19 protein-coding genes are annotated in these 25,802 nt (G+C 65.1%); 15 read left to right on the forward strand and 4 right to left on the reverse strand.

Translation table 11 applies throughout. The features are described 5' to 3' along the window. Positions 1 to 253 precede the first annotated feature (253 nt). The 9 genes from Q1A53_RS09295 (at position 254) to Q1A53_RS09335 (ending at position 13,256) form a co-directional block, all read left to right on the forward strand. Positions 254 to 1,531 carry an NAD(P)/FAD-dependent oxidoreductase gene (locus Q1A53_RS09295; RefSeq protein ID WP_299965491.1) on the forward strand — a complete coding sequence of 426 codons (1,278 nt, stop codon included), beginning with the start codon at positions 254 to 256 and terminating at the stop codon, positions 1,529 to 1,531. Positions 1,532 to 1,558: 27 nt separating this feature from the next. Next, entirely contained in the window at positions 1,559 to 1,975 is a 417-nt protein-coding gene (locus Q1A53_RS09300) for a RidA family protein (protein ID WP_299965493.1), read from the forward strand. Further along, positions 1,972 to 2,646, forward strand: coding sequence for a DUF1028 domain-containing protein (locus Q1A53_RS09305; RefSeq protein ID WP_299965495.1), 675 nt, complete (start codon positions 1,972 to 1,974; stop codon positions 2,644 to 2,646). The genes Q1A53_RS09300 and Q1A53_RS09305 overlap by 4 nt, the downstream gene beginning before the upstream one ends. 48 nt (positions 2,647 to 2,694) lie before the next feature. Then, positions 2,695 to 3,633 (forward strand): LysR family transcriptional regulator, encoded by a 939-nt coding sequence (locus tag Q1A53_RS09310; RefSeq protein WP_299965497.1) that lies wholly within the window; start codon positions 2,695 to 2,697, stop codon positions 3,631 to 3,633. A gap of 95 nt (positions 3,634 to 3,728) precedes the next feature. Then, positions 3,729 to 5,798, forward strand: a complete 2,070-nt coding sequence (locus tag Q1A53_RS09315; RefSeq protein WP_299965501.1) for an FAD-dependent oxidoreductase — start codon at positions 3,729 to 3,731, stop codon at positions 5,796 to 5,798. Further along, a complete protein-coding gene (locus tag Q1A53_RS09320; RefSeq protein ID WP_299965503.1) occupies positions 5,798 to 7,147 on the forward strand; it encodes an aminotransferase class V-fold PLP-dependent enzyme in 1,350 nt (449 codons plus the stop codon). Before Q1A53_RS09315 ends, Q1A53_RS09320 begins: the two co-directional genes overlap by 1 nt. After that, positions 7,144 to 8,289, forward strand: coding sequence for an acetylornithine deacetylase (gene argE, locus Q1A53_RS09325; protein WP_299965505.1), 1,146 nt, complete (start codon positions 7,144 to 7,146; stop codon positions 8,287 to 8,289). Before Q1A53_RS09320 ends, argE begins: the two co-directional genes overlap by 4 nt. Before the next feature lie 737 nt (positions 8,290 to 9,026). Next, positions 9,027 to 12,689: a vitamin B12-dependent ribonucleotide reductase gene (locus Q1A53_RS09330; protein WP_299965509.1), complete on the forward strand. Its 3,663-nt coding sequence runs from the start codon at positions 9,027 to 9,029 to the stop codon at positions 12,687 to 12,689. Between the two features lie 222 nt (positions 12,690 to 12,911). Next, positions 12,912 to 13,256 (forward strand): GrlR family regulatory protein, encoded by a 345-nt coding sequence (locus tag Q1A53_RS09335; RefSeq protein ID WP_299965512.1) that lies wholly within the window; start codon positions 12,912 to 12,914, stop codon positions 13,254 to 13,256. A 646-nt stretch (positions 13,257 to 13,902) separates the two neighbouring features. On the opposite strand, the gene Q1A53_RS09340 is transcribed toward Q1A53_RS09335, so the two are convergent. Continuing rightward, positions 13,903 to 14,418, reverse strand: a complete 516-nt coding sequence (locus tag Q1A53_RS09340) for an RNA polymerase sigma factor (RefSeq protein WP_299965514.1) — start codon at positions 14,416 to 14,418, stop codon at positions 13,903 to 13,905. Positions 14,419 to 14,685: 267 nt separating this feature from the next. Here Q1A53_RS09340 and Q1A53_RS09345 point away from each other — a divergent pair, with 267 nt between their 5' ends. Next, complete coding sequence (locus Q1A53_RS09345; protein ID WP_299965516.1) at positions 14,686 to 14,922, forward strand: hypothetical protein; 237 nt, start codon at positions 14,686 to 14,688, stop codon at positions 14,920 to 14,922. A 176-nt stretch (positions 14,923 to 15,098) separates the two neighbouring features. Here Q1A53_RS09345 and Q1A53_RS09350 read toward each other — a convergent pair whose 3' ends face one another. Then, entirely contained in the window at positions 15,099 to 16,637 is a 1,539-nt protein-coding gene (locus Q1A53_RS09350; protein WP_299965518.1) for a trimethylamine methyltransferase family protein, read from the reverse strand. A 407-nt stretch (positions 16,638 to 17,044) separates the two neighbouring features. Here Q1A53_RS09350 and Q1A53_RS09355 point away from each other — a divergent pair, with 407 nt between their 5' ends. After that, positions 17,045 to 17,647: a porin family protein gene (locus Q1A53_RS09355; RefSeq protein WP_299965520.1), complete on the forward strand. Its 603-nt coding sequence runs from the start codon at positions 17,045 to 17,047 to the stop codon at positions 17,645 to 17,647. 195 nt (positions 17,648 to 17,842) lie between these two features. On the opposite strand, the gene Q1A53_RS09360 is transcribed toward Q1A53_RS09355, so the two are convergent. Next, entirely contained in the window at positions 17,843 to 19,015 is a 1,173-nt protein-coding gene (locus tag Q1A53_RS09360; protein ID WP_299965522.1) for a pyridoxal phosphate-dependent aminotransferase, read from the reverse strand. Positions 19,016 to 19,237: 222 nt separating this feature from the next. Here Q1A53_RS09360 and cysS point away from each other — a divergent pair, with 222 nt between their 5' ends. From cysS to Q1A53_RS09380, 4 genes are all read left to right on the forward strand, one after another. Continuing rightward, the gene (gene cysS, locus Q1A53_RS09365) at positions 19,238 to 20,635 is read left to right on the forward strand and encodes a cysteine--tRNA ligase (protein ID WP_299965524.1); all 1,398 of its coding nucleotides are present in this window, start codon (positions 19,238 to 19,240) and stop codon (positions 20,633 to 20,635) included. 613 nt (positions 20,636 to 21,248) lie between these two features. After that, positions 21,249 to 22,871, forward strand: coding sequence for a citramalate synthase (gene cimA, locus Q1A53_RS09370; RefSeq protein WP_299965526.1), 1,623 nt, complete (start codon positions 21,249 to 21,251; stop codon positions 22,869 to 22,871). Beyond that, positions 22,868 to 23,587 (forward strand): class I SAM-dependent methyltransferase, encoded by a 720-nt coding sequence (locus Q1A53_RS09375; RefSeq protein ID WP_299965528.1) that lies wholly within the window; start codon positions 22,868 to 22,870, stop codon positions 23,585 to 23,587. Before cimA ends, Q1A53_RS09375 begins: the two co-directional genes overlap by 4 nt. Further along, the gene (locus Q1A53_RS09380) at positions 23,584 to 24,354 is read left to right on the forward strand and encodes a squalene/phytoene synthase family protein (RefSeq protein WP_299965530.1); all 771 of its coding nucleotides are present in this window, start codon (positions 23,584 to 23,586) and stop codon (positions 24,352 to 24,354) included. The genes Q1A53_RS09375 and Q1A53_RS09380 overlap by 4 nt, the downstream gene beginning before the upstream one ends. Positions 24,355 to 24,380: 26 nt before the next feature. Here the strand turns inward: Q1A53_RS09380 and Q1A53_RS09385 are convergent, their stop codons facing one another. After that, positions 24,381 to 25,604 (reverse strand): MFS transporter, encoded by a 1,224-nt coding sequence (locus Q1A53_RS09385; protein WP_299965532.1) that lies wholly within the window; start codon positions 25,602 to 25,604, stop codon positions 24,381 to 24,383. Positions 25,605 to 25,802 lie beyond the last annotated feature (198 nt).

Raw genomic sequence — 25,802 nt, forward strand, 5'->3', positions numbered from 1 at the left:
CCGCGCTGTCCTGTCCCCCCTTTGGGTGATGAAATCCCCTGCACGCCCTGCTCTCCGTCGATGCGCCCCAGACTAAGCACCAAACGGGCGGCGCGGTGAATCGTCTTTGGTGAAGTCTGGATTAGGGGAAACCTTTCCCGCCGCGTCCAGTCTTAGGTTTGCCCTAAGCCGCGGTAATGCAGACTGTTCTTTTCTCCCGGCCCTGAGCTGCCTCATCCTGAGGCATCGGCAGCGCGCGCAGGGAGCAGCCCAGATGACGGTTGAACAGATTGACACCCTCGTGGTCGGGGCAGGTCAGGCGGGCATTGCGGCGAGCGAGCATTTGCGCGACCACAACGTCCCCCATCTTGTGCTGGAAAAGCACCGCCTGGCCGAGGCATGGCGCACGGGCCGCTGGGACGCATTGGTGACAAACGGGCCGGTCTGGCACGACCGCTTTCCCAACCTGCGCTTTGAAGGCGAGGCCCCGGATGCCTTTGTGCCCAAGGATCGCGTGGTGGCCTATCTCGAACAATACGCCGCACAGATCGACGCCCCCGTGCGAACCGGGGTGGATGTGCTGAGCGCCCGGCGACTTGAAGGTCGGCCCGGATTCCGCATCGACACCTCCCAAGGCACCATCGAGGCCGCACGCATCATCGCGGCAACGGGGGCTTTTCAGAAGCCGGTGATACCGCCTCTCGTTCCGCAAGACGCGCCCGTTGATCAAATCCACTCCTATCATTACCGCAATCCCGACCAGCTCGCGGAGGGTGCCGTGCTGGTCGTGGGCTCCGGTTCGTCGGGCGCGCAGATCGCGGAGGAGCTGAACCGGGCAGGGCGCCGCGTCTACCTGTCCGTTGGCCCTCACGACCGCCCTCCGCGCCGGTACCGCGGGCGCGACAATGTCTGGTGGCTGGGTGTGCTGGGCCTGTGGGACATGGCCGCACAGGCGCCGGGCACCGAACATGTCACCATCGCGGTGAGCGGCGCGCGCGGCGGTCACACCATGGATTTTCGCAGGCTGGCCCATGACGGGGTCACGCTGGTGGGCCGGACCGAGCGGTACGGGCAGGGCGCTGTGCATTTCGCCGCGGATCTGCAGCGGAACGTGGCGGCGGGGGATGCGAATTATCTGGCCCTTCTGGATGCTGCCGATGCTTACGTGGCCCGGATGGGGCTCGATCTGCCCGCGGACCCCGACGCGCGCGTGATGCTCAGCGATCCGGCCTGTCTGCGTGCGCCCGCGCTGTCGCTTGATCTGGTGCGGGACGGCATCACCACGATCATCTGGGCCACCGGCTACAGCCGCGATTACAGTTGGTTGAAGATCGACGGCTTCGACGATCATGGCGCGCCGCATCACCAGCGCGGTGTTTCCTGCGAACCGGATGTCTATTTTCTGGGGCTGCCCTGGCAGTCGCGCCGCGGTTCCACGTTTCTCTGGGGTGTCTGGCATGATGCGAAATTCATCGCCGATCAGATTGCCATCCGGCGCGCCTATGCCGACTATGACGGCAGCGCCGCCATCGTGCAGAGCGCCGCCGAATGACATCCCCTTCCCGCTGAGGAGCCGCCCATGGCCCACACCCGTATCCGAAAATTCAACACTGCCGATACCTACCCGGAGCAAAATCTGGACAATGACCTCTGTCAGGCCGTGGTCACCCAGGGCGGCAAAATCGTCTGGCTGCGCGGCCAATGCCCGCAAAACCTCGATGACGCGGTCAACATCGACAGCCATGACCCGGTCGAGCAGACCCACAAGGTCATGCAGAACATCCGCCAGCTGATCGAGGAAGCGGGCGGCACAATGGAGCATCTGGTCAAAGTCGTTGTCTACATTACCGATGTGCGCCACCGCGAAGCGATCTACCGCACCATGGGCGAATACATCAAAGACGTGCATCCCGTTTCTACCGGTCTGGTGGTGCAGGCGCTGGCGCGACCGGAATGGCTGGTCGAGATCGACGGCACGGCGGTCATCCCCGAATGACGTTTTCACTGGTCGCCCGCTGCGCCGAGACGGGCATGTTCGGTGTCGCCATCTCTTCTTCGTCACCGGCCGTCGCGGCCCGCTGTTCCTACGCGCGGGCGGGCGTCGGGGCCGTCGCCTCGCAGAATATCACCGATCCGACACTCGGCCCACTCGCGCTGGATCTGATGCAGGGCGGCATGGGCGCGCCCGAGGCCATCGCCGGGTTGCGCGATCTTGGCCGCCACATGAGCTACCGGCAGGTGCTCGCCATCGACACGCACGGCCGCACGGCGATCCACTCGGGGCCGAACTCGCTCGGGATCTGGACACAGGCCGAGGGGCGGGATGTGGCCTCGGGCGGCAACCTGCTGGCCAATGACACCGTCCCGCAGGCCATTGTCGATGGGTTCACGGATAGCACCGGGCATCTGGGCGACCGGCTGCTGGCCGCGATGCGCGCGGGTCTCGCCGCGGGGGGCGAGGCGGGGCCTGTCCATTCCGCGGGTATGATGCTGGTGGATCGCGTCCCCTGGCCCGTCGCCGATTTGCGCTGTGACTGGACGGAAGGCTGCCCGATCGAGGCCGTGGGCGAGGCCTGGGCCGTCTACAAGCCGCAACTGGAAGCGTATGTCCAGCGGGCGCTCGACCCGACCCGGGCGCCCTCATACGGGGTGCCGGGCGACGAATGAGCACGGATCCGGCTTGCTGCGCCGCCCCCTAGCTGCAAGGTTGCGCCCATGCCCATGCGATTTACCCTGCGCCAGTTGGAATATTTCGTCGCCGTCTGCGAAGAAGGCTCCATCGCGGCGGCCAGCGCGCGGGTCAATGTCTCGTCACCGTCCATTTCCGCGGCCATCTCGCAGCTGGAGGCCGAATTCAGCCTGCCTTTGTTCGTGCGCAAACATGCCCATGGTCTGAGCCTGACGGAAACGGGCCGCCAGTTTCTGGACCACGCCGCCCGCGTTCTGGCCGAGGCGCGGCTGCTCAACCAGCTGGCCGACACCATCTCGGGCAAGGTGCAAGGCCCGCTGCGGATCGGGTGCCTGCTCACCTTTGCGCAGGTGCTTTTGCCCGCCATTCGCCGCAAGTTCGCGGCGATCTACCCGGACGTTCAGGCCCAGCAGATCGAGGCCGACCAGCCCGCTCTCATCGACAAGCTGCGCCGCGCCGAAATTGATCTCGCACTTTCCTATGATCTGGAGATCCCGCCCGATCTAGACTTTCTGCCGCTGCGCGCGCTGCCGCCCTACGCGATGCTGGCCGCGGATCATCCGCTGGCGGACCGGGCGGGGCTCTGTGTCGAGGACCTGCTGGATCACCCGATGGTGTTGCTCGATCTGCCCTTGAGCAGCGACTATTTCCTGAGCTTCTTTGATGCGGCCAAAACCCGCCCCCGGATCGTGGAACGCACCCGGGACATGGCGGTGATGCGCTCGCTGGTGGCCAACGGGTTCGGCTTTGGCATTGCCAACATCCGGCCTCAGTCGGATCTGTCGCCCGATGGCCGCGCGCTGCGGTTCGTGCCGCTCCGGGGCGATCTGCGGCCCATGCGCCTGGGCCTGATCCTGCCGCCGGGCGCGCGCAAGGTGCTGACGATCAGCGCCTTTGTGGATCATACCGAAAAAACCGTGGCCGACTGGGGCTTTCCCGGCGTGCCGCTCGCAAAACCGGTTTAGCAAAACCTAAGCCATGGTTTCGGATCGGTGACTTTAGCCCGCGCCCATTCTCTGTCACGTTCAGGCGACCACCGCCTGCCACAGGAGCCCTTGCCTTGCGTGATCCCCGATACGATGTCCTGTTCGAGCCCATGCGGATCGGACCGGTGACCGCCAAGAACCGCTTTTATCAGGTGCCGCATTGTAACGGTGGCGGCTACCGGGATCCGTCGGCGGCCGCGGCCATGCGCGGCTCCAAGGCCGAAGGCGGCTGGGGCGTGATCTTCACCGAGCAATGCGAGATGCACCATACCTCCGAGATTACCCCCTTCATCGAGCTGCGGTTGTGGGAGGACAAGGACATCCCGCTGCTGCGCCGGATGTCGGAGGCGATGAAATCGCACGGGGCGCTGGCGGGGATCCAGCTGGCCTATTCCGGCGTCAACGGCCCCAACCTCTACACCCGCGAGGTGCCTCTGGCCGTCTCCGCCCAACCCATCCGCACCTTTACCAATGATCCCGTGCAGGCGCGCGCGCTGGATAAATCTGACATCCGGGATCTGCGGCGATGGTTCGTGAATGCCGCCAAACGCTCCAAAGCCGCCGGATTTGATCTGATCTGCCTTTATGGTGCGCACGGCTTCGGGATCTTTCAGCATTTCCTCAGCCGCGTGACCAACCACCGCAGCGATGAATACGGCGGCCCGCTGGAGAACCGCGCGCGCTTTGCCCGCGAGGTGGTGGCCGACATCCGCGACGCGGTCGGCGATACCATGGGGCTGACCCTGCGGGTGTCGCTGGATGAAACGATTGGCGACCTTGGCTTTTCCAACGCCGAGGTGCGCGAATTCGTCGAGATGAACCGCAACCTGCCGGATCTGTGGGACCTCGCCCACGGCACGTGGGAAGACTGCTCCGGCCCGTCGCGGTTCAAGGAAGAAGCAGCGCAGCAGGCGCTGGTGCAGGGCATCCACGCGCTGACGGATCGCCCCATTGTCGGTGTCGGGCGGTTCACCAGCCCCGATGTCATGGCCCGCATGATCACCTCCGGCACGCTTGATTTCATCGGCTGCGCGCGTCCATCCATCGCCGATCCGTTCCTGCCGCGCAAAATCGACGAAGGCCGGATCGACGACATCCGCGAATGTATCGGCTGCAACATCTGCGTCAGCGGTGACATGACCATGTCGATCAGCCGCTGCACGCAGAACCCCACCTTCATGGAAGAGTGGCGCAAGGGCTGGCACCCGGAGCGGATGAACCCCAAGGGCGGCAGTCAAAGCGTGCTGGTCGTGGGCGCGGGCCCAGCAGGGCTCGAAGCCACGCGCGCCCTGGCCGAGCGGGGCTATGACGTGGTGCTGGCCGAGGCTGGCACAGCGCTTGGCGGGCGCGTGGCACGGGAACGGCATCTGCCGGGTCTGAGCGCCTGGGGCCGCGTCGCGGACTACCGCGCCTACCAGATCCGCCAGAAGAGCAACGTCGAGATCTACTTCGACAGCAGACTGGATGCAGACAGCGTGCTGGAATTCGGGTTCGAGCATGTGTGCCTTGCAACCGGCGCCACCTGGCGGCGCGACGGGGTCGCCCGCCAGCACGTGGTCCCCTTTGAGATCGACGCCGCCATGCCGCTTTTCACACCTGACGATCTGATGAGCGGTGCTGCACCATCCGGTCATGTGGTGATCTATGACGATGATCACTACTACATGGGCGGCGTTCTGGCCGAGCTTCTGGTGCAGAAGGGCTGCACCGTGACGCTGATCACCCCCGCCGCATACGTCAGCGAATGGACGCTCAACACGCTGGAGCAGCACGAAATCCACAGACGTCTCGCCGGGATGGGCGTGGCCATTGAGCTCAACCGCGGCGTAACCGCGATTGGCGTGGGTCACGTGCAGAGCAATTGCACCTTTACCGATCAGCGCCGCGAGACCCCCTGTGACGCCGTCGTGATGGTCGCGTCGCGCGTCGAGACCAACGAAGTCTACCGCGACCTCACAGCGCGGCAGGCGGAATGGGCGGATGCGGGCATCAAGACCGTGCAGATCATCGGCGATGCGAACGCCCCCGGGCCCATCGCCTGGGCCGTCTACGCCGGGCACCGCTACGCGCGCGAGCTTGACGGTGAAGACATCGGCGATGCGCTCCCGTTTCGCCGCGAAATCACAGAGCTTGCCGCAGGGTGATGCGCCCCTTTCCCTATCCCGCGACGATGGTAGACAGGGTTCTGGACTGGACCCGCGGGCGCATTCTGGGCGGACCCGATCCAACCCACGGCGCACAGGACCGTGCCACGCTGGACCCTCTTCTGGGCGGCTCGATCACCCCGTCGGGCATCGGGGCGGAGCGCGCCTTTGCCCTTTTTACCGACAGAATCGTGCCCGCCACGCGCCCCTTTGGTCACCCCACATCGCTGAGCTTCGTGGCCTCTGCCCCCAGTCAGGCGGCGCTGAGCTTTGATGCAGCCCTCGGGGCGGCGGGGATCTTCGCGGGAAACTGGGACGGGGGGGCGGGCGCCATCCATGCGGAAAACCAGGCCCTGCGCTGGCTGTCGGATCTGGCCGGGTGGGACGGGCAGGCGGGCGGTGTCTTTGTGGCCGGTGGCACGCTTGGCAACCTGAGCGCCTTGCACGCCGCGCGGACCTGGAAGGAACGCCGGACCGCATCACCGCCTGCCGGGCGGCGCGCGATCCTCTGTTCGACGGATGCGCACAGCTCCATCCGGGCCGTTGCCCGCGTCATGGATGTGGATGTGATCGCGGTACCCCCCGACCCGTCGGGCGGTCTGGCCGCGCCCGTGGCCCGCGCTGCCCTGACGCCGGGTGTCTTTGCCATCGTGGCCAACGCGGGGGCCACGAACTCCGGTGCTGTGGATGACATCGCGGGCCTTGCGGATCTCGCCCGGGACCATGACCTGTGGCTCCATCTCGACGGTGCCTACGGGCTTGCCGCGCTTGCGGATCCTGCGATGCGTCCGATCTTTTCCGGGATTGAGCGCGCGCACAGCTTCATCGTCGATCCGCACAAATGGCTCTTTGCCCCCTACGACAGTTGCGCGCTGATCTACCGCAACGCCGCCGACGGTGCCAACGCCCACGGGCAACGCGCCGAATACCTCGACGCACTTGACGACACCCACTGGAACCCGTCCGACTACGCGCTGCACCTGACCCGCCGTGCCCGCGGTTTGCCGCTCTGGTACGCGCTGGCGACCCACGGCACAGAGGCCTATGGCGCGGCCATTGCCGCCACCATCGACACCGCACGGCAGATCGCGGACGGCATCGACGCGATGCCCGGTGTCCAGCGGATCCTCGGCCCGCAGCTTTCCGTCATCCTGTTTCGGCCCGACGCGATGACCGACCGGGATATGGACGTCTGGGCCGAGAGGCACCGCCGCTCCGGCGCGCTCTTGTGCCTGCCGACGGTCTGGCGCGGGCAAAAGGTCTTTCGGCTCTGCATCGTGAACCCCGAAACCCGGGCAAAGGACGTCTTGGCCGTCCTCAGAACCCTGTCGGAGGGTCAGCCTTCATGACCCGGACATTGGCCCTTCTGGAGCGGCTGATCGCCTTTCCGACCGTCAGCCAGGCCAGCAACCTCGATCTGATCGACTGGGCGCAGGATCTTCTGGCAACGGCCGGTTTCACCGTGACGCGCCTCCCGTCGCCCTGCGGCACCAAGGCCGGGCTGCACGCCCGGATCGGGCCTGCGGTGCCGGGTGGCATCTGCCTCTCCGGTCATACGGATGTGGTGCCGACCGAGGGGCAGGCCTGGACCCGGCCCGCCTTCACCCTGACGCAGGAGGGTGCCCGTGTATTCGGACGCGGCACGACCGATATGAAAGGCTTCGTCGCCTCTGCTCTGGCCCTCGCGGAACGGATCGGACAGGTCGCGCTGCAACAGCCGCTGACGCTGGTCCTGTCCTACGATGAGGAGATCGGCTGCGTCGGCCTGCACAAAATGCTCCCCGCGCTGATCCCGCTTCTGGGCGCGCCCCGGCTCGTGATCGTGGGGGAGCCCACCGCCATGCAGATGGCCACCGGCCACAAGGGCAAGGTGTCCCTGCAGGTGACCTGCAGGGGAGAGGCGGGGCACAGCGCGCTCGCACCGAATTTCCTCAACGCCATTCACGTCGCGTCGGAATTCATCGCCGGCACCCGGTCCTTGCAGGAGACGCTGGCACAGGGCGCGCAGGATCCCGCCTTCGACATTCCCTATACCACCCTTCATATCGGGAAAATCCACGGTGGCCGCGCGCTCAACATCGTGCCCGATCTTGTGACGCTGGAGATGGAGTTTCGCCATCTGGCCGTCACACCGGCGACAAAGGTGCTGGACGCCATCAGATCCCTCGGCCGCCGCATCGAAGCAGAGCAGGGGCGGTCCGATCTCATCGACATCACGCAAACCGGCGCCTATCCCGGGCTCAACCAACACCTTGGGCCTGACAGTATCGCATGTGTCGCCGCCCTGCTGGAGGGAGCCGAACCGCGGCATGTGGCGTTCGGGACCGAAGCCGGATACTTCGCGCAGATCGGGCTGGAGACGGTCGTCATCGGGCCGGGTGACATGGCCTCCGACGGGCACAAGCCGGACGAGGGCCTCGATCTCGCGCAGCTGGCCGCCTGCGACCGGATGATGACGCGGATTGAGGCACAGCTGTCGGGCGACGGATGATCGCTGTTGCGCAGGCGGTGGTGTCGATGGTCGGCGCGTCAAGAACGGCAGCATCAGCCGTCGGAGATAGAATCGCTTGGTTCAAACGGTCGGTCCGAGCCAACCGGAGGTGCCTCAAGGTCCGGCCGCGTACTACCAGATGTAGTCATCATCCGGGCAAAGCCCCGGGCAGCCTCGCTATATATGGGGAGGCAAAAGGATCGCTCTGCGGGAAAACGGGACCGGTGTGGCTCGGCTGTGATGCGGCTGCCATCATCATGCGATCCGTGCGCCGGAGGTGCGTTAAGGTTTACCCGCCCTGTGGAGAAGATCGGTCCTGATCCGCTTTCTCGGCGCTAAACCTGCCTATCCACTGACAAATCTGTGGGCGCGCCCCGCCGGATCCTCCACTGGCGTTCTGGGGATATTAACCCACTGTTAATACATTGAATCACCCGGTGCGGGCGCCGGGCCACGGGAACGGCGACGTCAAGCGCCGAAACTTCGCCGAAGGGTAAAAAAATCCGTTGACCTGATAGGGGAAGATACGTCAATTTGTGTGAACAGCCGACACGGCCACAACATATAGTGGCCGGTGCGGCAAGGCAGAGTGATACGACACAACCACAATCGGGACAGACCCGAACCGGCGCCCGTGATGAGTGCGGCACGGGCCCGTCGTAGTGATCTGTCCAGAAGGATCGGAGGGCCCCGGCGCTCCACGACAGAAACAAGCTGAAGACGAGGCAGCGACAAAAATGAAAATCGAACGCAAATTCACCAAGGCCGGGCAGGACGCATACGCAGAGCTCGATTTCGTGACCACCGCATCCGAGATCCGCAACCCCGACGGCACGGTGGTCTTCCGCCTCGATGATGTCGAAGTGCCCGGCGCCTGGAGCCAGGTCGCCAGCGACGTGATCGCCCAGAAATACTTCCGCAAGGCGGGCGTTCCGTCCGCCACCCGCAAGGTCAAGGAAAAGGGCGTGCCCGAATTCCTCTGGCGCTCGGTCCCCGCAGACGGCGCCGAGATGGGCGGCGAGACCTCCTCCAAGCAGGTCTTCGACCGGCTCGCCGGTGCCTGGGCCTACTGGGGCTGGAAGGGGGGCTACTTCACCTCCGAGGCCGACGCGCAAAGCTATTATGACGAGATGCGCCACATGCTCGCCAGCCAGCGTGCCGCGCCCAATTCCCCGCAGTGGTTCAACACCGGCCTGCACTGGGCCTACGGGATCGACGGCCCCGCGCAGGGCCACCACTACGTGGATTACCGCACCGGCAAGCTGACCAAATCCAAATCCTCCTACGAGCACCCGCAGCCCCACGCCTGCTTTATCCAGTCCGTCTCCGACGATCTGGTCAACGACGGCGGCATCATGGATCTGTGGGTCCGTGAGGCGCGGCTGTTCAAATACGGCTCGGGAACAGGCACCAACTTTTCATCGCTCCGCGGAGAGGGCGAGAAGCTGTCGGGCGGCGGCAAATCGTCCGGTTTGATGGGGTTCCTCAAGATCGGGGACCGTGCCGCAGGCGCCATCAAATCGGGCGGAACCACCCGCCGCGCGGCCAAGATGGTCATCGTCGATGCGGATCACCCCGATATCGAGGATTTCATCAACTGGAAGGTCATCGAAGAGCAGAAAGTGGCCAGCATCGTCGCCGGCTCCAAGATGCACGAACAGAAACTCAACCTGCTCTTCACCGCGATCCGCGAGTGGGACGGCACGGTCGAGGATGCCTATGATCCGGCCAAGAACGACGCGCTGAAGAAGGCGATCCGGGAGGCGAAAAAGGTCTCCATCCCGGAAACGTATGTCAAGCGCGTGCTGGATTACGCCAAGCAGGGCCACACTTCCATCGAGTTCCCGACATACGACACCGACTGGGACAGCGAGGCCTATAACTCCGTCTCCGGCCAGAATTCCAACAACTCGATCCGGGTGACGAATGCCTTCCTCAAGGCCGTCGAAAAAGACGCGGACTGGGAGCTGATCAACCGCGTCGATGGCTCGGTCACCAAGACCGTCAAGGCCCGCGAGCTATGGGAACAGGTGGGCCACGCCGCCTGGGCCTGCGCCGATCCGGGCATCCAGTACCACGACACTGTCAACGACTGGCACACCTGCCCCGAGGATGGCGCGATCCGCGGCTCCAACCCCTGCTCGGAATACATGTTCCTCGACGACACCGCCTGCAATCTGGCGTCGATGAACCTGCTGACCTTCCTGCAGGACGGCGTGTTCCAGGTCGAGGACTACATGCACGCCACGCGGCTCTGGACCGTGACGCTGGAAATCTCCGTCATGATGGCGCAGTTCCCGTCCAAGGAAATCGCGCAGCGCTCCTATGACTTCCGCACGCTGGGTCTGGGCTATGCCAACATCGGCGGTCTGCTGATGAACATGGGGTATTCCTATGACAGCGACGAGGGCCGCAGCCTGTGCGGCGCGCTCACCGCGATCCTGACCGGCGTCAGCTACGCCACGTCCGCCGAGATGGCGGGCGAGCTGGGTCCTTTCCCGGGCTATGCCAAGAACGCGGACCACATGCTGCGCGTCATCCGCAACCACCGCACTGCCGCCAACGGCAAAGTCGGCGGGTATGAGGCGCTCTCGGTCGCGCCGGTGCCGTTGGATTATCGCAACTGCCCGGATGATCGCCTGATCGATGTGGCGCGCGGTGCCTGGGACCAGGCGCTGGAACTGGGCGAGAAACACGGCTACCGCAATGCGCAGGTCTCCGTCATCGCACCCACCGGCACCATCGGTCTGGTCATGGACTGCGACACCACGGGGATCGAGCCTGACTTTGCGCTGGTGAAGTTCAAGAAACTCGCGGGCGGTGGCTACTTCAAGATCATCAACCAGTCGGTGCCCGCCGCCCTGGCAAAGCAAGGCTACGGCTCTGCCCAGATCGAGGAGATCGTTTCCTACGCCGTGGGTCACGGCACCATCGGCAACGCGCCGGGGATCAACCACACCGCACTGGCCGGTCACGGCTTCGGGGCTGAGGAACTGGCCAAGGTGGATGCAGCACTCGCCTCTGCCTTCGACATCCGCTTTGTCTTCAACCAGTGGACGCTGGGCGAGGAATTCTGCGCGCAGGTCCTCGGCATCCCCGCCGAAAAGCTCAACGACCCGACTTTCGATCTGCTCCGGCATCTGGGCTTCTCCAAGGCCGAGATCGACGCCGCCAACGATCACGTCTGCGGGACAATGACGCTGGAAGGCGCGCCGCACCTGAAAGAAGAGCATCTGCCGATCTTCGACTGCGCCAACCCCTGCGGCAAGAAGGGCAAGCGCTACCTCAGCGTGAACAGCCACATCCACATGATGGCCGCGGCGCAAAGTTTCATCTCGGGCGCGATCTCCAAGACGATCAACATGCCCAATGATGCCACCATCGAGGACTGCCAGAAGGCCTATGAGCTGAGCTGGTCGCTGGGGGTGAAGGCCAACGCGCTCTACCGTGACGGCTCCAAACTCAGCCAGCCTCTGGCCGCCGCTCTGGTGGAGGACGACGAAGAGGCCGCCGAGACGCTGGAGAGCGGCACCCCGCAGGAGAAAGCGGTCGTGCTGGCCGAAAAGATCGTCGAAAAGGTCGTGGTCAAGGAGATCGTCAAATCGCACCGCGAAAAGATGCCTCAGCGCCGCAAGGGCTATACGCAAAAGGCCATCGTCGGCGGTCACAAGGTCTATCTGCGCACCGGTGAGTACGAAGACGGCAACCTCGGCGAGATCTTCATCGACATGCACAAGGAAGGGGCGGGCTTCCGGGCGATGATGAACAACTTCGCCATCGCGGTCTCTGTCGGTCTGCAATATGGCGTGCCGCTGGAAGAGTTCGTGGACGCCTTCACCTTCACCAAGTTCGAGCCTGCGGGCATGGTGCAGGGCAACGAGACCATCAAGAACGCGACCTCGATCCTCGACTACGTGTTCCGCGAACTGGCGGTCAGCTACCTCGACCGGACGGATCTGGCACATGTGGCGCCCGCCGGGCACACCTTCGACGATCTGGGCCGGGGCGAGGAGGACGGTGTCAGCAATGTCTCGGAGATTTCCGAGACGGCGGCGGCCAAATCCCTCGAAGTGCTGAAACAGATCAGCTCCACCGGGTATCTGCGCAACCGCATGCCGCAGGAACTGGTGGTGTTGCAGGGCGGTCAGCATCAGGCCTTTGCCGAAGAAGCCGTGGGCTTTGACGGGCTGGGCGCGGGTGTGTCCCAAGGCAGCGCTGCCGTCGCCATCGCCACGACAACGTCAGTCAGCACCGGCACCGTCGAGCTGGACGCCCGCACCAAGGCCAAGATGCAGGGCTACGAGGGCGAAGCCTGCGGCGAATGCGGCAACTACACGCTGGTGCGCAACGGGACCTGCATGAAGTGCAATACCTGCGGCGGGACGAGCGGGTGTAGCTGAGGAGATTGAGAGTTGGGGAGCGGTGCGCGAACACCACTCCCCGGCTCTTCCGGCAAACACTTGGTACGCTGCCGGAGAAACCAATTCGTCCCAGACGGGCCGATGGGGAAGGGAAAATCACGGTCTGAATTGGGGATCAATAGCGTGCCGAGATATACAGGGATATCCCATGAGATATCCCGCAAATTCACAAAGCCCTGTGGGCAACCAAGGAGTATTCAGATGAAACACTCGACAGACGGCACGTACACGGTTCAATTCCAGAGTAGCCTTGGGCTATTTGGAGCTGGAGTGGTCACGCTTTCCAACCTTGAGGTATCCGGAGGGGATTCAGGATTCCTGTTTGCGGGAGCGTTTAAGGAGGTTGGTTCCGAATTGGTTGGTGCCGTTTCGGTCTCGCAACATGCCGACGGCATGATCTCGATATTTGGACCAATGCGAAACTTCGAACTCAGCCTTTGTGGGCAGATCACCAACGGAATTGGTCAGTTTACTGGCTCGATGGTTGGAATGCCGCAAATGAAGATCAAGGTTGTCTTGCAACAATCGGCAAGAAAGGTGGCTTAGGAAAACGCGCCGGTGATGGCGTGTAGGGGTCCCGTACAGAACCCAAGCTGGCGGGACCCCGACGAATAACCGAGGAGGGCAGAGGATCTCTGGCCTACTCAAAGATCCGGCGGGGACGGACTCCGCAGGTTTTCTTGTGAAAACCCGCTCTGTCCGCCTCGTTGAGAAATCCTCGGATTTCTCAACGGACAAGGGGCGGGTGCGCTCGCCCCCGACGACGTTCAGGCCGCAGGCAGAAAAATACCGAGCGGTTAACAAAGAGAGCCTGAACGGCGAAACTAAGAGGGCGCTTCGGCGCCCTTCTTTTTTGGGTCCGACCATGTGCCGGACCGCAGGTTTTCCATGAAAACCCACGTGTCCGCACGCGGCGCCTTCGCAGGCGAAAACGCCGGAGGCCGCAGGCAGCAAGATACCGAGCGGTTAACAAAGAGGGCCTGAACGGAGGCACGCCACCGGGCACGTTGGTCCCGTTTTCCTTTGGGCGTGTCGGTTGCCACCCGCCAAGGTGGTTGCAACCACCTTCCACCGCGGGTTGAGGGTGCGCGGCACCGCTGCAACCGGGGTGCTGGCGGTGCAGGTTTCCCGCTGGCGAACCCACGTGTCCGCAGAGGCCGCGTTGACGGGTCAGCTCACTGCAGAGCCGCCCCTAGTAGAGGTCTGACACGGGCGCCTTCCGGGCAATCCCCATTTCGTCACGCAGCGTGGCGCGGGCGCGGGACAGTCGGGACATCACCGTCCCCAGCGGCAACCCGGTGCGCTCTGCCAGCACGGCGGGGCTGGTCTCACCCGCGGCGATCATGTGGATGAGGGCCGCCTGCGCTTCGGGCAACCGCTCCACCGCCGCCGCAAGATCCACACAGGCCATGCGCGCTGGCGCCACCGGCGCCACGGCGGCACTCTCTTCCTCCAGAGGATCCGTGGGCCGCTCCGCCCGCCAGCGCTGCCGGGCGAGATTGCGCAGGATCGTCATGGCATAGCGATCCAGATCCTCCACCTCCGCCCCCTTGGCCAGCGCTGTCCAGAGCTTCAGCGCGGTTTCCTGAACCAGATCATCCGCATCGCTCTGGCTGTCGCTCAGCCTGCGGGCGCGCCCTCTGAGGCGCGGCAAAAGGGCGTCGAGATCGGGGGACGTGACATGGGATCTGGGCGGCACGGGTTGCATGGGCGGGCTCCTTTCCGTGGGACCGCCTCCAACATGATCATTGATCGGGGCTGCACCAGACGGGGAGTTTTCGCCTATCCCCGAATTCCCCCCTTTTTCGGCGACGGATTGCCACCTGCAGTTGTCACAATCGGCGAGGAACGGCGCGTCGGCCCTTCGCTCAGCGCCCCCGGGGACGGGATGGCCGGTTCCTGCATCTACCTTCATGAGGCGCGAGCAGCGCCTTGTTGAACACTTACGTTCGAACTCAAAAATGGGAGTACCCAAATGAAACTGATCACCAAACCCACAGTCGCCCTGATTGCCCTGCTGTCCGCGACAGCTGCCTATGCACAGATGAGCGGTGACGCGAATGGCGATGGCGTTCTGACAATCGACGAGGTGCAGGCAGTCTTCCCCGATGTGACCGCCGAGGATTTCACCACCATGGACCTGAATGCGGATGGTGCGCTGGATGAAGCCGAAGTGCAATCAGCCCAGGAAGCGGGCCTGATGCCAGCCTAACACGGCTTCGTAGATCTGGCCCCCGCGTACCCTCAATCCGCGCGGGGGCCGGTTATCGGATGCCCGGTTCTCTCCCCCAAGGAACCGGGCATTTTTCGTCCGCGCCCGGCAGATCGCCATGCAGCGCGTCCGACCTCTCAAGCAGCCTCCAACGCTCACCAGGGCGGGCGATCGGCTCAGGCGGGCAGGTGGATGCGGAACCTCTCCCGCAAGGCGGCGTCGCAGGCCGGATCGAACCGGGCAGGGGCGCGGGTGCTCAGGATCTCTTCCTTCCGGGCCGTTGCCTTGGCGACCAGATCGGGCTTGCCGCGCTCGTTCCATTCCTTGGGCGAGGTGCGATCCCCGAAGGTGGGATAGACGTGATCGAGCTGCATCCGGCTGAGCGTCTGTTCCGTGCCCAGATAATGCCCCGGCCCCTCCAGACAGACCGCCCGGATCTGATCCAGCGCCAGTGTCTCGTCGCTGACCTCGATCCCGCGCACGCAGCGCAGCGCCTGACCCACCAGATCATCGCCCAGGATCAGCGATTCGTGACAGAACCCCAGCAGCGAGGCATGCATCCCCGCCGCCTCATAGACCATGTTGAGCCCCGCGAGCCCCGCCATCACGTTGGAACACATCTGCTCCCACCCTGCCTGCATGTCAGGCAGCTTGGCGTCCGCAATCCCTGCCGCAGCGCCACCGGGCAGGTCGTAGAACCCATGCATCTGCGCGCAGCCCGCCGTCAGCAGCGCCTGCTCGCCGGACCCGCCGGTCATCGCACCCGTGCGCAGATCCAGCCCGAAAGGCCAGGTGCCAAAGACCGCCGGGTGCCCCGGTGACAGCGTGTTCACGTAGACCAGCCCGGCGAGGCACTCGGCCACTGACTGCACGATGGCACCGGCAATGGTGGGCGGCGCCGTGGCCCCCGACATGCCTGCGGAGAGCAGGAGCACCGGCATGCCCGCATCAACGCAGGCCTCCATCACCTGACAGCTTTCCGTCGCGAACTTCATCGGCGGGACGACAAAACAGTTGGAGTTGCTCACGAAGGGCCGCGCGCGCCAGGCGGCCTCACCCCCTGCAATCATGTGCAGCATCTCCATGCCTTCGGCCACATAAGAGGGGTCGGTGAAGGCGGTGCCGATGTGCTTGGTCGTGCCCGCGCAACAGGCGTAGATGCAGTTGAGGTCCATCTCCAGATTATCGGGAATGTCCCGGCAGATCATCGGCCGCTGGACGAAGTGGATGTTGTCCAGCCGGTCGGCGATCCGCGCGGCATCGTGCAGATCCTGCACCCCGCATTCCCGGTAGCTCTGGCCGTCCACCTCGACCAGATGCACCGCGGCCCCCGCGGTGCCGTAGTGGACGCGGCTGCCCGAGAGATCCAGATCATGGGAAGGATCGCGCCCGTGCAGGGTGACGGTGCGGTTGGCAATGGCCAGCGCATCCTCCACCAGCGCCGGTGGAAACCGCAGGCGGCCGTCCTCGCACAGCACAGCACCCGCCGCCGTCAGCCGCTCTATGCCGGAGCGCGGCGCATCCGCCAGCCCGATCTCCTCCAGCGCGGCAAGGGCGGCGCGGTGGATGCGGGTCATGTCGTCGGGCGAGAGTGGGCGGTAGGTGCCGCCGCTCATCCCGGGACGTACCGGGCGCAGATGCGCGGCCAGCGGGGCGGCACGGGCCGCACGACGCGCCGCGCGACCACCGCCGCGGGATTTCAGTGTCTGTGTCATATCAGGGGTCCTCAACGGGAAACGGGAAGGGCATTGCACTCAGCCTGCCGCTGGGCGCCCCCTGGCCGCGCGTCCCCGTTCCGCCCCGATGGTGCGGACAATCAGGTTGATCTTGCTAAAATCGTCTTGCATCGCTCCGCGCCTCCCTCCGGGATCAGTGTCACGGCAGCGGTCCTGCTGCGTCAAGCGCGTTTGCGACACGCGGTCGCTTTTCGACATTGTGATCATCTGAGGCGAACGCAGCAGATCCCCGCCGATAAAACACCGCTGAATCGGGCGATTTGCGCTCTTTTCCGCCGCCTCGCAGCAGCGTGATCGCGGCACATTGAACCAATTGCGCGGATCCACAGTTATGCACCATAGAGCGCCACAGGCAGGCGCTCGCAACCTCAACGAAGGACATACCCATGAAAAGAGTACTGAGTGCAGCAGCCGCAATAGCCGCGACAACAATAATGACGGCGCCAGTGCTGGCCGGATCCCTGGAAGAACCGGTGATCACGCCCGCCCCCGCCGCGCCCCCGCCCGCACCGGTCTACACCGGCGGCGACTGGACAGGCTTCTACGCCGGTGCCCAGATCGGCGATATCGACGTGGAGGGCGACGGCGCCATCGACGGCTCCGACGGCGATGACACCACATTCGGTCTGCACGCGGGCTACAACTACGACTTTGGCAGCTGGGTTGTGGGTGGTGAGCTCGATTATGACGATGCGGGCTTTGACCTTGATCCCGTGGGTGCCGAAGTGGACAACGTCTGGCGTGCAAAGCTGCGCGGCGGCTATGACTTCGGCCGCACGCTGGTCTATGCCACGGCGGGCCTTGCGGAGCTTGATACCTCCGTCGGCGATGACACCGGTGAGTTCTACGGTCTTGGCGTTTCCTACAAGGCCACAGAGCAGTTCATCATTTCCGGTGAATACCTGATGCATGAATTTGACGACATCGGCAGCGACGGCGTGGATGCCGACGCTGACACCATCACCCTGCGGGCATCCTGGCAGTTCTGACCCTCCCGACCAGGATCCCCCTTGGGACAGGCCCGGTCGCCGCGTGCGGCCGGGCCTTATTCTTGGCGGTGCATCACAGACCGCGCCCGCAGCGTGCCAGAGTCATCGCTGTCAGACGGGCCGCGACGCGCATCCCGCGCCGGTCAGACACGGTCTGATACCTTCTGACCCTGCGCCGCTGCGGTCGTGCCAGTCTCAGGCGGCCAGCCTCTCCGCATGGGCCACCAACCGGCCAAGCGCGGCCTCGAACGCGGCATCCTCCACTGTCATCGCCACCCGGATATGCCCCGCCGCCGAGGCACCGAAGCTTTCCCCGGGCATCACCGCGATCCGCTCTGCCTCCAGCAGATCATAGGCAAAGGCCTCGCCCGTCATCCCCGTCGCCCGCACGTCCAGCATCAGATACATCGCCCCCTGCGCGGGCACCAACCCGACGGTATTCTGCCCCGCGAGGATCTCCGCCGCGCGGGCATTGCGGCGGCGAAAGGGTGCTGCGATTTCGGCCTCGAACTGCGCGCCCTGCTGCAGGGCAAAGGCGCTGGCATCCTGAATGAACCCCGGCACGCCGTAGGTGGTGTGGGTGGCCAGTGTGATCAGCCGGGCAATCGTCGCCTCCGGTCCCACCACCCAGCCGCAGCGCGAACCCGTCATGGCGTGGGATTTCGACATCGAGCCCACAACCAGCGTCCGCTCCGCCATGCCGGGCAGCGCGCGGGGAGACTGATGCGCACCCTGCCAGATCTGCGTGTCATAGACTTCGTCCGAGATCAACCAGAGGTCTTCGTCCGTGCAGACATCCGCGATCATCTGCAGGGTGCCCGTATCATAGACCACCCCCGTGGGGTTGTTGGGCGTGTTGATCAGCAGGCTGCGCGCGCCTTTCGCGGCAGAGCGCAGCGCGGCCTCGGACGGCAGGAAAGCGTCCTCCGCCCGGGTCCGGATCGCCCGCGGCACCGCTCCCGCAGCGCGCAGCGTGCCGGGATAGGTGGCGTAATAGGGATCCACGTAGAGCCCGGTATCCCCGGGATCGCAGGCCGCCATATGCGCCGCGAAAAGCCCCGCCTGACCGCCCGGCGTGATCAGCACATTGTCCGCCGTGGTGGGAACACCCGTCCGCTCGGTGAGCCGCGCCGCAACGGTCTCGCGCAGATCCATCGTGCCCGGCACCGCGGCATAGCCGGTGTGCCCCGACAGCGCGCTGCGGTGCATCTCCTGCAGGATGGGGGCAGCGGTGCGGATGTCATGCTCCCCGATGGTCAGCTCGGTCACCGGCATGCCCTCCGCGATCATCGCGCGCGCCTTGAGAAACACGTCCCACCCGTCCGAGCCGCCGCCCGTCAGCCCGCCGATCCGCTGTGAATGTCGCATCATCCGCTCCCTGTCCCTTTCACGCGCAGGGGCACAGAGCCGCCGCGATTCGTCAATCAGCCTTGACCCGGTGCCCCGCGCCGCGGTAGGTCGGTCGCATGACCACACAACCGCTCATTTGTTGTCTCATTAGCTGAACGCATATTGCGGGCAGATTAAGGTCGTTTTCATCCCGAGAAGAGATCGCTATGTCCGCGCCACACCCGCGCAAGGACGCATGTCATGACGACACTCAGGCTCTATAACACCGCAACCCGACAGAAAGAGGATTTCGCGCCGATCGACCCCGCGAATGTGCGCATGTATGTCTGCGGTCCCACGGTCTATGACCGCGCTCACTTGGGCAACGCGCGACCCGTGATCGTCTTTGATGTGCTCTTCCGGCTGTTGCGGCACGTCTACGGGCCGGATCACGTCACCTACGTGCGCAATTTCACGGATGTGGACGACAAGATCAACGCGCGCGCCGCCGAGAGCGGGCGCCCCATCGGTGACATCACCGCCGAGACCAGCCAGTGGTTTCTGGGCGATATGGCCGCCGTGGGCGCGCTGGAGCCCAACCAGATGCCGCGCGCGACCGAGTACATCGCGCAGATGGTCACCATGATCGAAGAGCTGATCGCCAAGGGTCACGCCTACGCCGCGGAGGGCCATGTGCTGTTCTCCGTGGAAAGCTACGCGGAGTACGGCGCGCTCTCGGGCCGGTCGGTCGATGACATGATCGCAGGCGCCCGGGTCGAGGTCGCCCCCTACAAGCGCAACCCGATGGATTTCGTCTTGTGGAAGCCGTCTTCGTCTGACCTGCCCGGCTGGGATAGCCCGTGGGGAAGGGGACGGCCCGGCTGGCATATTGAGTGCTCCGCCATGGCCCGCGATCTGCTGGGCGAGCGCTTCGACATCCACGGCGGCGGGATCGACCTGACCTTTCCGCACCACGAGAATGAGATCGCCCAGAGCCGCTGCGCCGGGCACGGCTTTGCCAATGTCTGGATGCACAACGAGATGCTGCAGGTCGAAGGCAAGAAGATGTCCAAGTCTCTGGGCAACTTCTTCACCGTGCGAGACCTGTTGGACCAAGGCGTACCGGGCGAAGTGATCCGGTTCGTGATGCTGAGCACACACTACCGCAAGCCCATGGACTGGACCGAGAAGAAGCGGGAAGAGGCGGAGAGGACGCTGCGCAAATGGCGTGGGCTCGTCGCGGGCATCGAGCCCGCGACGAGCCCTGCGCCCCAGGTGATTGCTGCACTTAGTGACGATCTGAATGTGCCGGGCGCGATGGCGGCGTTGCACCAGATGTCAACCAAGGGGGACATGGCTGATCTGCTGGCCTCTGCAAATATCCTTGGATTGTTGAGGCCAGAGCACGGTGGCTGGGTCGAGAGACGTCATGTTGATAGCGGTGGTCTTCAAACTGGCATGAACGAGCAGGTAGCAAAAGACATCGATGTGCTCTTGGATCGGCGTGATGATGCAAAAAAGCAAAAAAGGTTCGAAGAAGCGGACCGCATCAGAGATGGTTTGGCGCAGGCCGGGATCATCGTGAAAGATGCAAAAGATGGTTCCCAGTGGAGCTTGGGGCAGAGCGTAGATCTATCGAAACTGGACGCATTGAAATGATGACGCACCCTACCGAGGACAGCCCCCGACCGCGGGTGGGGGGGAAGCCCCCGCCCGGGGGGGCGGTCGGGGGCTGTCCGCGCCGCTGGCGCGGACGGTCGCGGATGTCTGGCACTTTACCTGCACGACCGGCGACAGTGCCCAGCCGTGGGTGGAAGCCGGACGCTGGCCGTGCCGCAAGCGGCACGGCGCGATTGCCTGCACGGATGGTAACAGAGGGTCGGCTGCGATCCGCTCCGCTGCGCGTCCCGCAAGATACCGCCGCAACCGGAAGGTGCGAATGCGGTGTTCTGGCGAACTGCTCGTCGAGACAGATGCCGGACGCTGTCCCTGCCACACGCGGCACGTTCCAGCGCATGGCGCAAACACAAGCAAGGGGCTGTCACAGGTCGCAGATCCTGCGTTACGCGGATCGCGATCTGGCGCGGCAAAAGCCGCAGCTTCGCCCCCGCACTGCCCAACCGCAGCAGGCCCCTTCTGCCGACACATATCCCCGCCCGAGGCATGAATGGTTTCTGACACCACCGCGCGCGGCGCACCGACGTGATACCGACGTGATACCGACGCCGTACCGACGGCCCACCGACGCCCTTTCGGCACCGGAGGTCACCCCATGACCCGCACCCGCCTGACGCTTTATGACACCACCCTGCGCGACGGTCAGCAGACCCAGGGCGTCCAGTTCTCCACCAAGGAGAAAGGCGCGATCGCCACAGCGCTCGACACGCTCGGGATCGACTACATCGAAGGGGGCTGGCCTGGCGCCAACCCCACCGACAACGCCTTTTTCGAGGCCGCTCCCAAGACCCGTGCGACCCTCACCGCCTTCGGCATGACCAAGCGCGCAGGCATCTCGGCGGAGAACGACGACGTGCTTGCCGCCGTGGCCAACGCAGGCACCTCCGCGGTCTGCCTCGTCGGAAAGGCGCATGATTTTCACGTGACCGCGGCGCTCGGGATCACGGCGCAGGAAAACCTCGACAACATCCGCCGCTCCATCGAGCATCTGGTAAGTATCGGGCGCGAGGCGCTTTTTGACGCCGAGCATTTCTTTGACGGCTACCTCGCCAACCCCGACTACGCGCTCGCCACCCTGCGAGCCGCCTATGAGGCCGGTGCCCGCTGGGTCGTGCTCTGCGATACCAACGGCGGCACACTGCCGGAGACCGTGGGCCGCATCACGGGCGAGGTCATCGCCGCAGGCATTCCCGGCGAGCGCCTCGGCATCCACACCCACAATGACACGGAAACCGCCGTCGCCTGCACGCTCGCCGCGGTGCTCGCGGGCGCACAGCAGATCCAGGGCACGCTCAACGGTCTGGGCGAGCGCTGCGGCAACGCGAACCTCACGACCCTGATCCCGATCCTGCTGCTCAAGGAACCTTTCGCCAGCCGCTATGCCATTGGTGTCAAAAAGGAATCGCTCAAGGATCTCACCCGCACCAGCCGCATGCTGGACGAGATCCTCAACCGGGTGCCCTTCCGCCAGGCGGCTTTCGTGGGCTCTTCGGCCTTTGCGCATAAAGCCGGGCTTCACGCCTCGGCCATGCTCAAGGACCCCAGCACCTACGAGCATATCGATCCCGCCGCCGTGGGCAACGCGCGGATCATCCCCATGTCCAATCAGGCGGGCCGGTCGAACCTGCGCGAACGGCTCGCCGGGGCTGGTCTGACCGTGGCAAAGGACGATCCCGCCCTCGGTCTCATCCTCGATCAGATCAAATCGCGCGAGGCGCAGGGGTATTCCTATGACACGGCGCAGGCCAGCTTCGAACTGCTTGCCCGGGCGGCACTTGGCCGGATGCCGGAATTCTTCGAGGTCAAGCGCTACCGGGTCACGGTGGAGCGCCGCAAGAACAAGTACGACCAGATGGTGAGCCTCTCCGAAGCCGTCGTCGTGGTGAAGGTGGGGGGCGAGAAAAAGCTCTCCGTCAGCGAGAGCATGGATGAGACAGGCTCCGACCGCGGGCCCGTCAACGCACTGGCCAAGGCGCTGGCCAAGGATCTCGGGCCGTATCAGTCGGTGATAGACGACATGCGGCTGGTGGATTTCAAGGTCCGCATCACCCAGGGCGGGACCGAGGCCGTGACCCGCGTGATCATCGACAGCGAGGACGGGCAGGGGCGGCGCTGGTCCACCGTCGGCGTGTCCCCCAACATAGTCGACGCATCTTTCGAGGCGCTGCTGGATGCGATCCGCTGGAAGATCCTTCGAGATACAGGCGCACCCGCATGAGCGCTTATTTTGAGGCCTTCTTTGCTCTGCACCGGGACCTTCCGCGTGAAGGTCCGGGCGAGGCGGCGGATGTGGCATGGGCCGCGTCGGTGGCCGGGACGTCCGCCACCGCGCAGATCGCGGATGTTGCCTGCGGGCCGGGCGCAGACATCGCCGCACTGCTGGCGGCTGCGCCTCAGGGTCATGTCACGGCGCTCGACAAGACGGCGCATTTCGTGGATCAGGCCCGCGCAGGCTGGGCGCCCGATCCGCGGGTCACGGTGCTGAAGGCTGACATGGCCAGCATCGCCAACTCATATGATCTGATCTGGTGCGCGGGGGCGGTCTATTTCCTCGGGGTCACAGAGGCGCTGAGTGCCTGGCGCAAATCCCTGCGGCCCGGCGGCAGCATCGCCTTTTCCGAACCCTGCTGGTTCACCGACGCCCCCAGCGACCGGATGCGCGCCATGTGGGCCGACTATCCCGCGATGACAGACGCTGCCGGTATTGACGCGCGGGTTGAGGCCGCCGGATACCGAACGCTGGGGACCCGCCGCGTCTCCGACGCCGCATGGGAGGCTTATTACGGCCCGCTCGATGCGCGCATCGCGGCGCTGCGTCCGGGAGCGGATGCAGCCCTGACGCAAGTGCTCGATGAGGCAGAGGAGGAGGCGGCCTGCTGGCGCGCGCATCGTCGCGAGGCCGGGTATCTGCTGAGCGTCGTCGCCCCGCGATGAGCGCTGCCGCTGAGTTCAACGCCTGCGCTGCACTGGTCGAACGCGGGGATCCCGACCGTTTTGCCGCGACCATGGCCAGCCCGCTGCCTGCGCGAGAGGTCTTGTTCCCGCTCTACGCTTTCAATGTGGAGGTCTCGCGCGCGCCATGGGTCACGCAGGAACCGATAATCGCAGAGATGCGCCTGCAATGGTGGCGGGACGCCTTGGCGGAGATTGCGGGCGGTGAGCCGGTGCGCGCCCATGAGGTCGTCACCCCGCTCAGCCGCGCGCTCACCGCGCCGCAGGCGCAGGCGCTCGATCCGCTGATCGAGGCACGCCGCTGGGACATCGGCAGCGAAGCTTTCGAGGATGAGGCCGCACTGTGGCGCTATCTGGACGCGACCACCGGCACCTTGCTGTGGATCGCGGCGCTGGCCTTGGGGTCCTCCTTCGATCACGAAGCCGCCTTTCGCCGCACGGCCCGTGCCGTGGCCTTTGCCAATTGGCTGCTGGCGCTGCCGGAGCTGGAGGCGCGCGGGAAACGCCCGATGCACGACGGCAGGCCAGAGACGCTGGCGCGGTTGGCCAAGGAGGCGCTTGGGGGCCTGTCAGCTCAGCGTCACCTCGACGCGCCCGCGCGGCTGGTGCTGTTGTCCGGATGGCGTGCACGGGGGATCCTGCGCCGCGCCGGGCGCACGCCCGCGCTGGTCGCGCGCGGCGCGCTGGCGGAACCTCCCGTGCTGCGGAGCCTGACGTTGATCGGGGCGCGTCTCTTGCGCCGGATCTGACGGGGCCCGAGAGCCGCTGGAGCCGCTCAGACCGGCTGCGGTTTGGGGCGCATGACCAACCAGATAAGTGCACCCCCGGCGAGGACCAGAAAGGGGATCATGGCGATATTGACCGCGGCCCAGCCCTGCTCGGCGCTGCCGCCGGAGCAGTTCATCAAGCCACCCGACGACAGCGAGGCCAGTGTAACGCCGCCAAAAACCAGCAGATCATTCAGCCCCTGCATCCGGCCCCGTTCATGGGGCTCATGCGCGCCCGCCAGCATCGTGGTGGCCCCGATGAAGCCGAAGTTCCAGCCGAGCCCGAGCAGGATGAGGGCGACAAAGAAGTGCCCCAGCTCGACGCCCGAGAGCGCCACGGCACCCGCTGCCCCGAGGATGAGCAGACCCAGCCCCATGATGCGCTCCACTCCGAAGCGCAGGATCAGATGGCCGGTGAAAAACGATGGCGCGAACATCGCCAATACATGGCCTGATACCACGTTGGCGGCATCCGGCTCCGTGAAACCGCAGCCGACGACGGCAAGGGGTGTCGACGTCATCACAAGGTTCATCAGCGCATAGGAAACCATCGCACAGACCACGGCAACGGCGATCCGCGGCGTTTTGAGCAACTGCCCCAGCGTGCGCCCCCGGGGGCTGTGTGCGGTCACAGGAACGGGCCGCGGGCTGTCCAGAAAGAGAAACAGCAGCATGCCCAGCACGTTGAGCCCCATTGCCGCCAGATAGATCGGAAAATAGCGCATGACGGTGGCGTCAGGATTGTTGCCGGTCAGCAGACCGACCAGCTGCGGCCCGATGACGGCGGACAAGAGCCCGCCCGCCATGACGTAGGAAATGGCCTTGGGCCGGAAAGCGTCCGAGGCGGAGTCCGCCGCGGCAAAGCGGAAAAACCCCTGAGACGACATGTAGATGCCGGTCATATAGCTGCCGACCAGAAACAGCCAGAACTGCGAGACGGTCAGCGCGTAGGCGCAGATCGCCGCCCCCGCCAGCCCGCCGAGCGCACCCAGCAGAAAACCCGCCCGGCGGCCCCACCGCTGCATCACCGCCGACAGCCACGGCGCCGTTGTCATCGACCCGAAAACGATCATGGAGATGGGCAGCGTGGCCAGACAGGCGTTCACCGCCATCTGTTGTCCCGCAAGCCCGCCCACGACGAAGATCATGACGATCTGACTGCCCATAAGCGCCTGCGCCATCACCAGCACGGCCACGTTGCGTTTCGCGCGGGTATCGTTTTCGGCTTGCATGGCGCTTGGGTACTGCGCCTGCGCGGGCGGAGCAAGGGCTCTCGTCACCTGTCGGGTTGGCCGTTGCATGCGGGGTGCGAAGCGCCCTCAGCGCGGTGTCGCTCCGTGACTGATTCGCTGATCGCGCGGAACCGCGGTGATGTGGGGCGGGCCACAGGCTGTCGCATCGCTCGGGCGCTGCACACTGCGGCCCTTGTG

The sequence above is a fragment of the uncultured Roseobacter sp. genome (assembly GCF_947496515.1).
Lineage (GTDB): Bacteria > Pseudomonadota > Alphaproteobacteria > Rhodobacterales > Rhodobacteraceae > Roseobacter.

Bases quoted from the DNA above. Each gene is read 5' to 3' on its own strand.
- Q1A53_RS09300 (WP_299965493.1), top strand. From the start codon at position 1,559: ATGGCCCACACCCGTATCCGAAAATTCAACACTGCCGATACCTACCCG.
- Q1A53_RS09330 (WP_299965509.1), top strand. From the start codon at position 9,027: ATGAAAATCGAACGCAAATTCACCAAGGCCGGGCAGGACGCATACGCA.
- Q1A53_RS09380 (WP_299965530.1), top strand. From the start codon at position 23,584: ATGAGCGCTGCCGCTGAGTTCAACGCCTGCGCTGCACTGGTCGAACGC.
- Q1A53_RS09360 (WP_299965522.1), bottom strand. From the start codon at position 19,015: ATGCGACATTCACAGCGGATCGGCGGGCTGACGGGCGGCGGCTCGGAC.
- Q1A53_RS09305 (WP_299965495.1), top strand. From the start codon at position 1,972: ATGACGTTTTCACTGGTCGCCCGCTGCGCCGAGACGGGCATGTTCGGT.
- Q1A53_RS09335 (WP_299965512.1), top strand. From the start codon at position 12,912: ATGAAACACTCGACAGACGGCACGTACACGGTTCAATTCCAGAGTAGC.
- Q1A53_RS09340 (WP_299965514.1), bottom strand. From the start codon at position 14,418: ATGCAACCCGTGCCGCCCAGATCCCATGTCACGTCCCCCGATCTCGAC.
- Q1A53_RS09345 (WP_299965516.1), top strand. From the start codon at position 14,686: ATGAAACTGATCACCAAACCCACAGTCGCCCTGATTGCCCTGCTGTCC.
- Q1A53_RS09320 (WP_299965503.1), top strand. From the start codon at position 5,798: ATGCGCCCCTTTCCCTATCCCGCGACGATGGTAGACAGGGTTCTGGAC.
- cimA (WP_299965526.1), top strand. From the start codon at position 21,249: ATGACCCGCACCCGCCTGACGCTTTATGACACCACCCTGCGCGACGGT.
- cysS (WP_299965524.1), top strand. From the start codon at position 19,238: ATGACGACACTCAGGCTCTATAACACCGCAACCCGACAGAAAGAGGAT.
- Q1A53_RS09310 (WP_299965497.1), top strand. From the start codon at position 2,695: ATGCCCATGCGATTTACCCTGCGCCAGTTGGAATATTTCGTCGCCGTC.
- argE (WP_299965505.1), top strand. From the start codon at position 7,144: ATGACCCGGACATTGGCCCTTCTGGAGCGGCTGATCGCCTTTCCGACC.
- Q1A53_RS09375 (WP_299965528.1), top strand. From the start codon at position 22,868: ATGAGCGCTTATTTTGAGGCCTTCTTTGCTCTGCACCGGGACCTTCCG.
- Q1A53_RS09355 (WP_299965520.1), top strand. From the start codon at position 17,045: ATGAAAAGAGTACTGAGTGCAGCAGCCGCAATAGCCGCGACAACAATA.
- Q1A53_RS09350 (WP_299965518.1), bottom strand. From the start codon at position 16,637: ATGACACAGACACTGAAATCCCGCGGCGGTGGTCGCGCGGCGCGTCGT.
- Q1A53_RS09295 (WP_299965491.1), top strand. From the start codon at position 254: ATGACGGTTGAACAGATTGACACCCTCGTGGTCGGGGCAGGTCAGGCG.
- Q1A53_RS09385 (WP_299965532.1), bottom strand. From the start codon at position 25,604: ATGCAAGCCGAAAACGATACCCGCGCGAAACGCAACGTGGCCGTGCTG.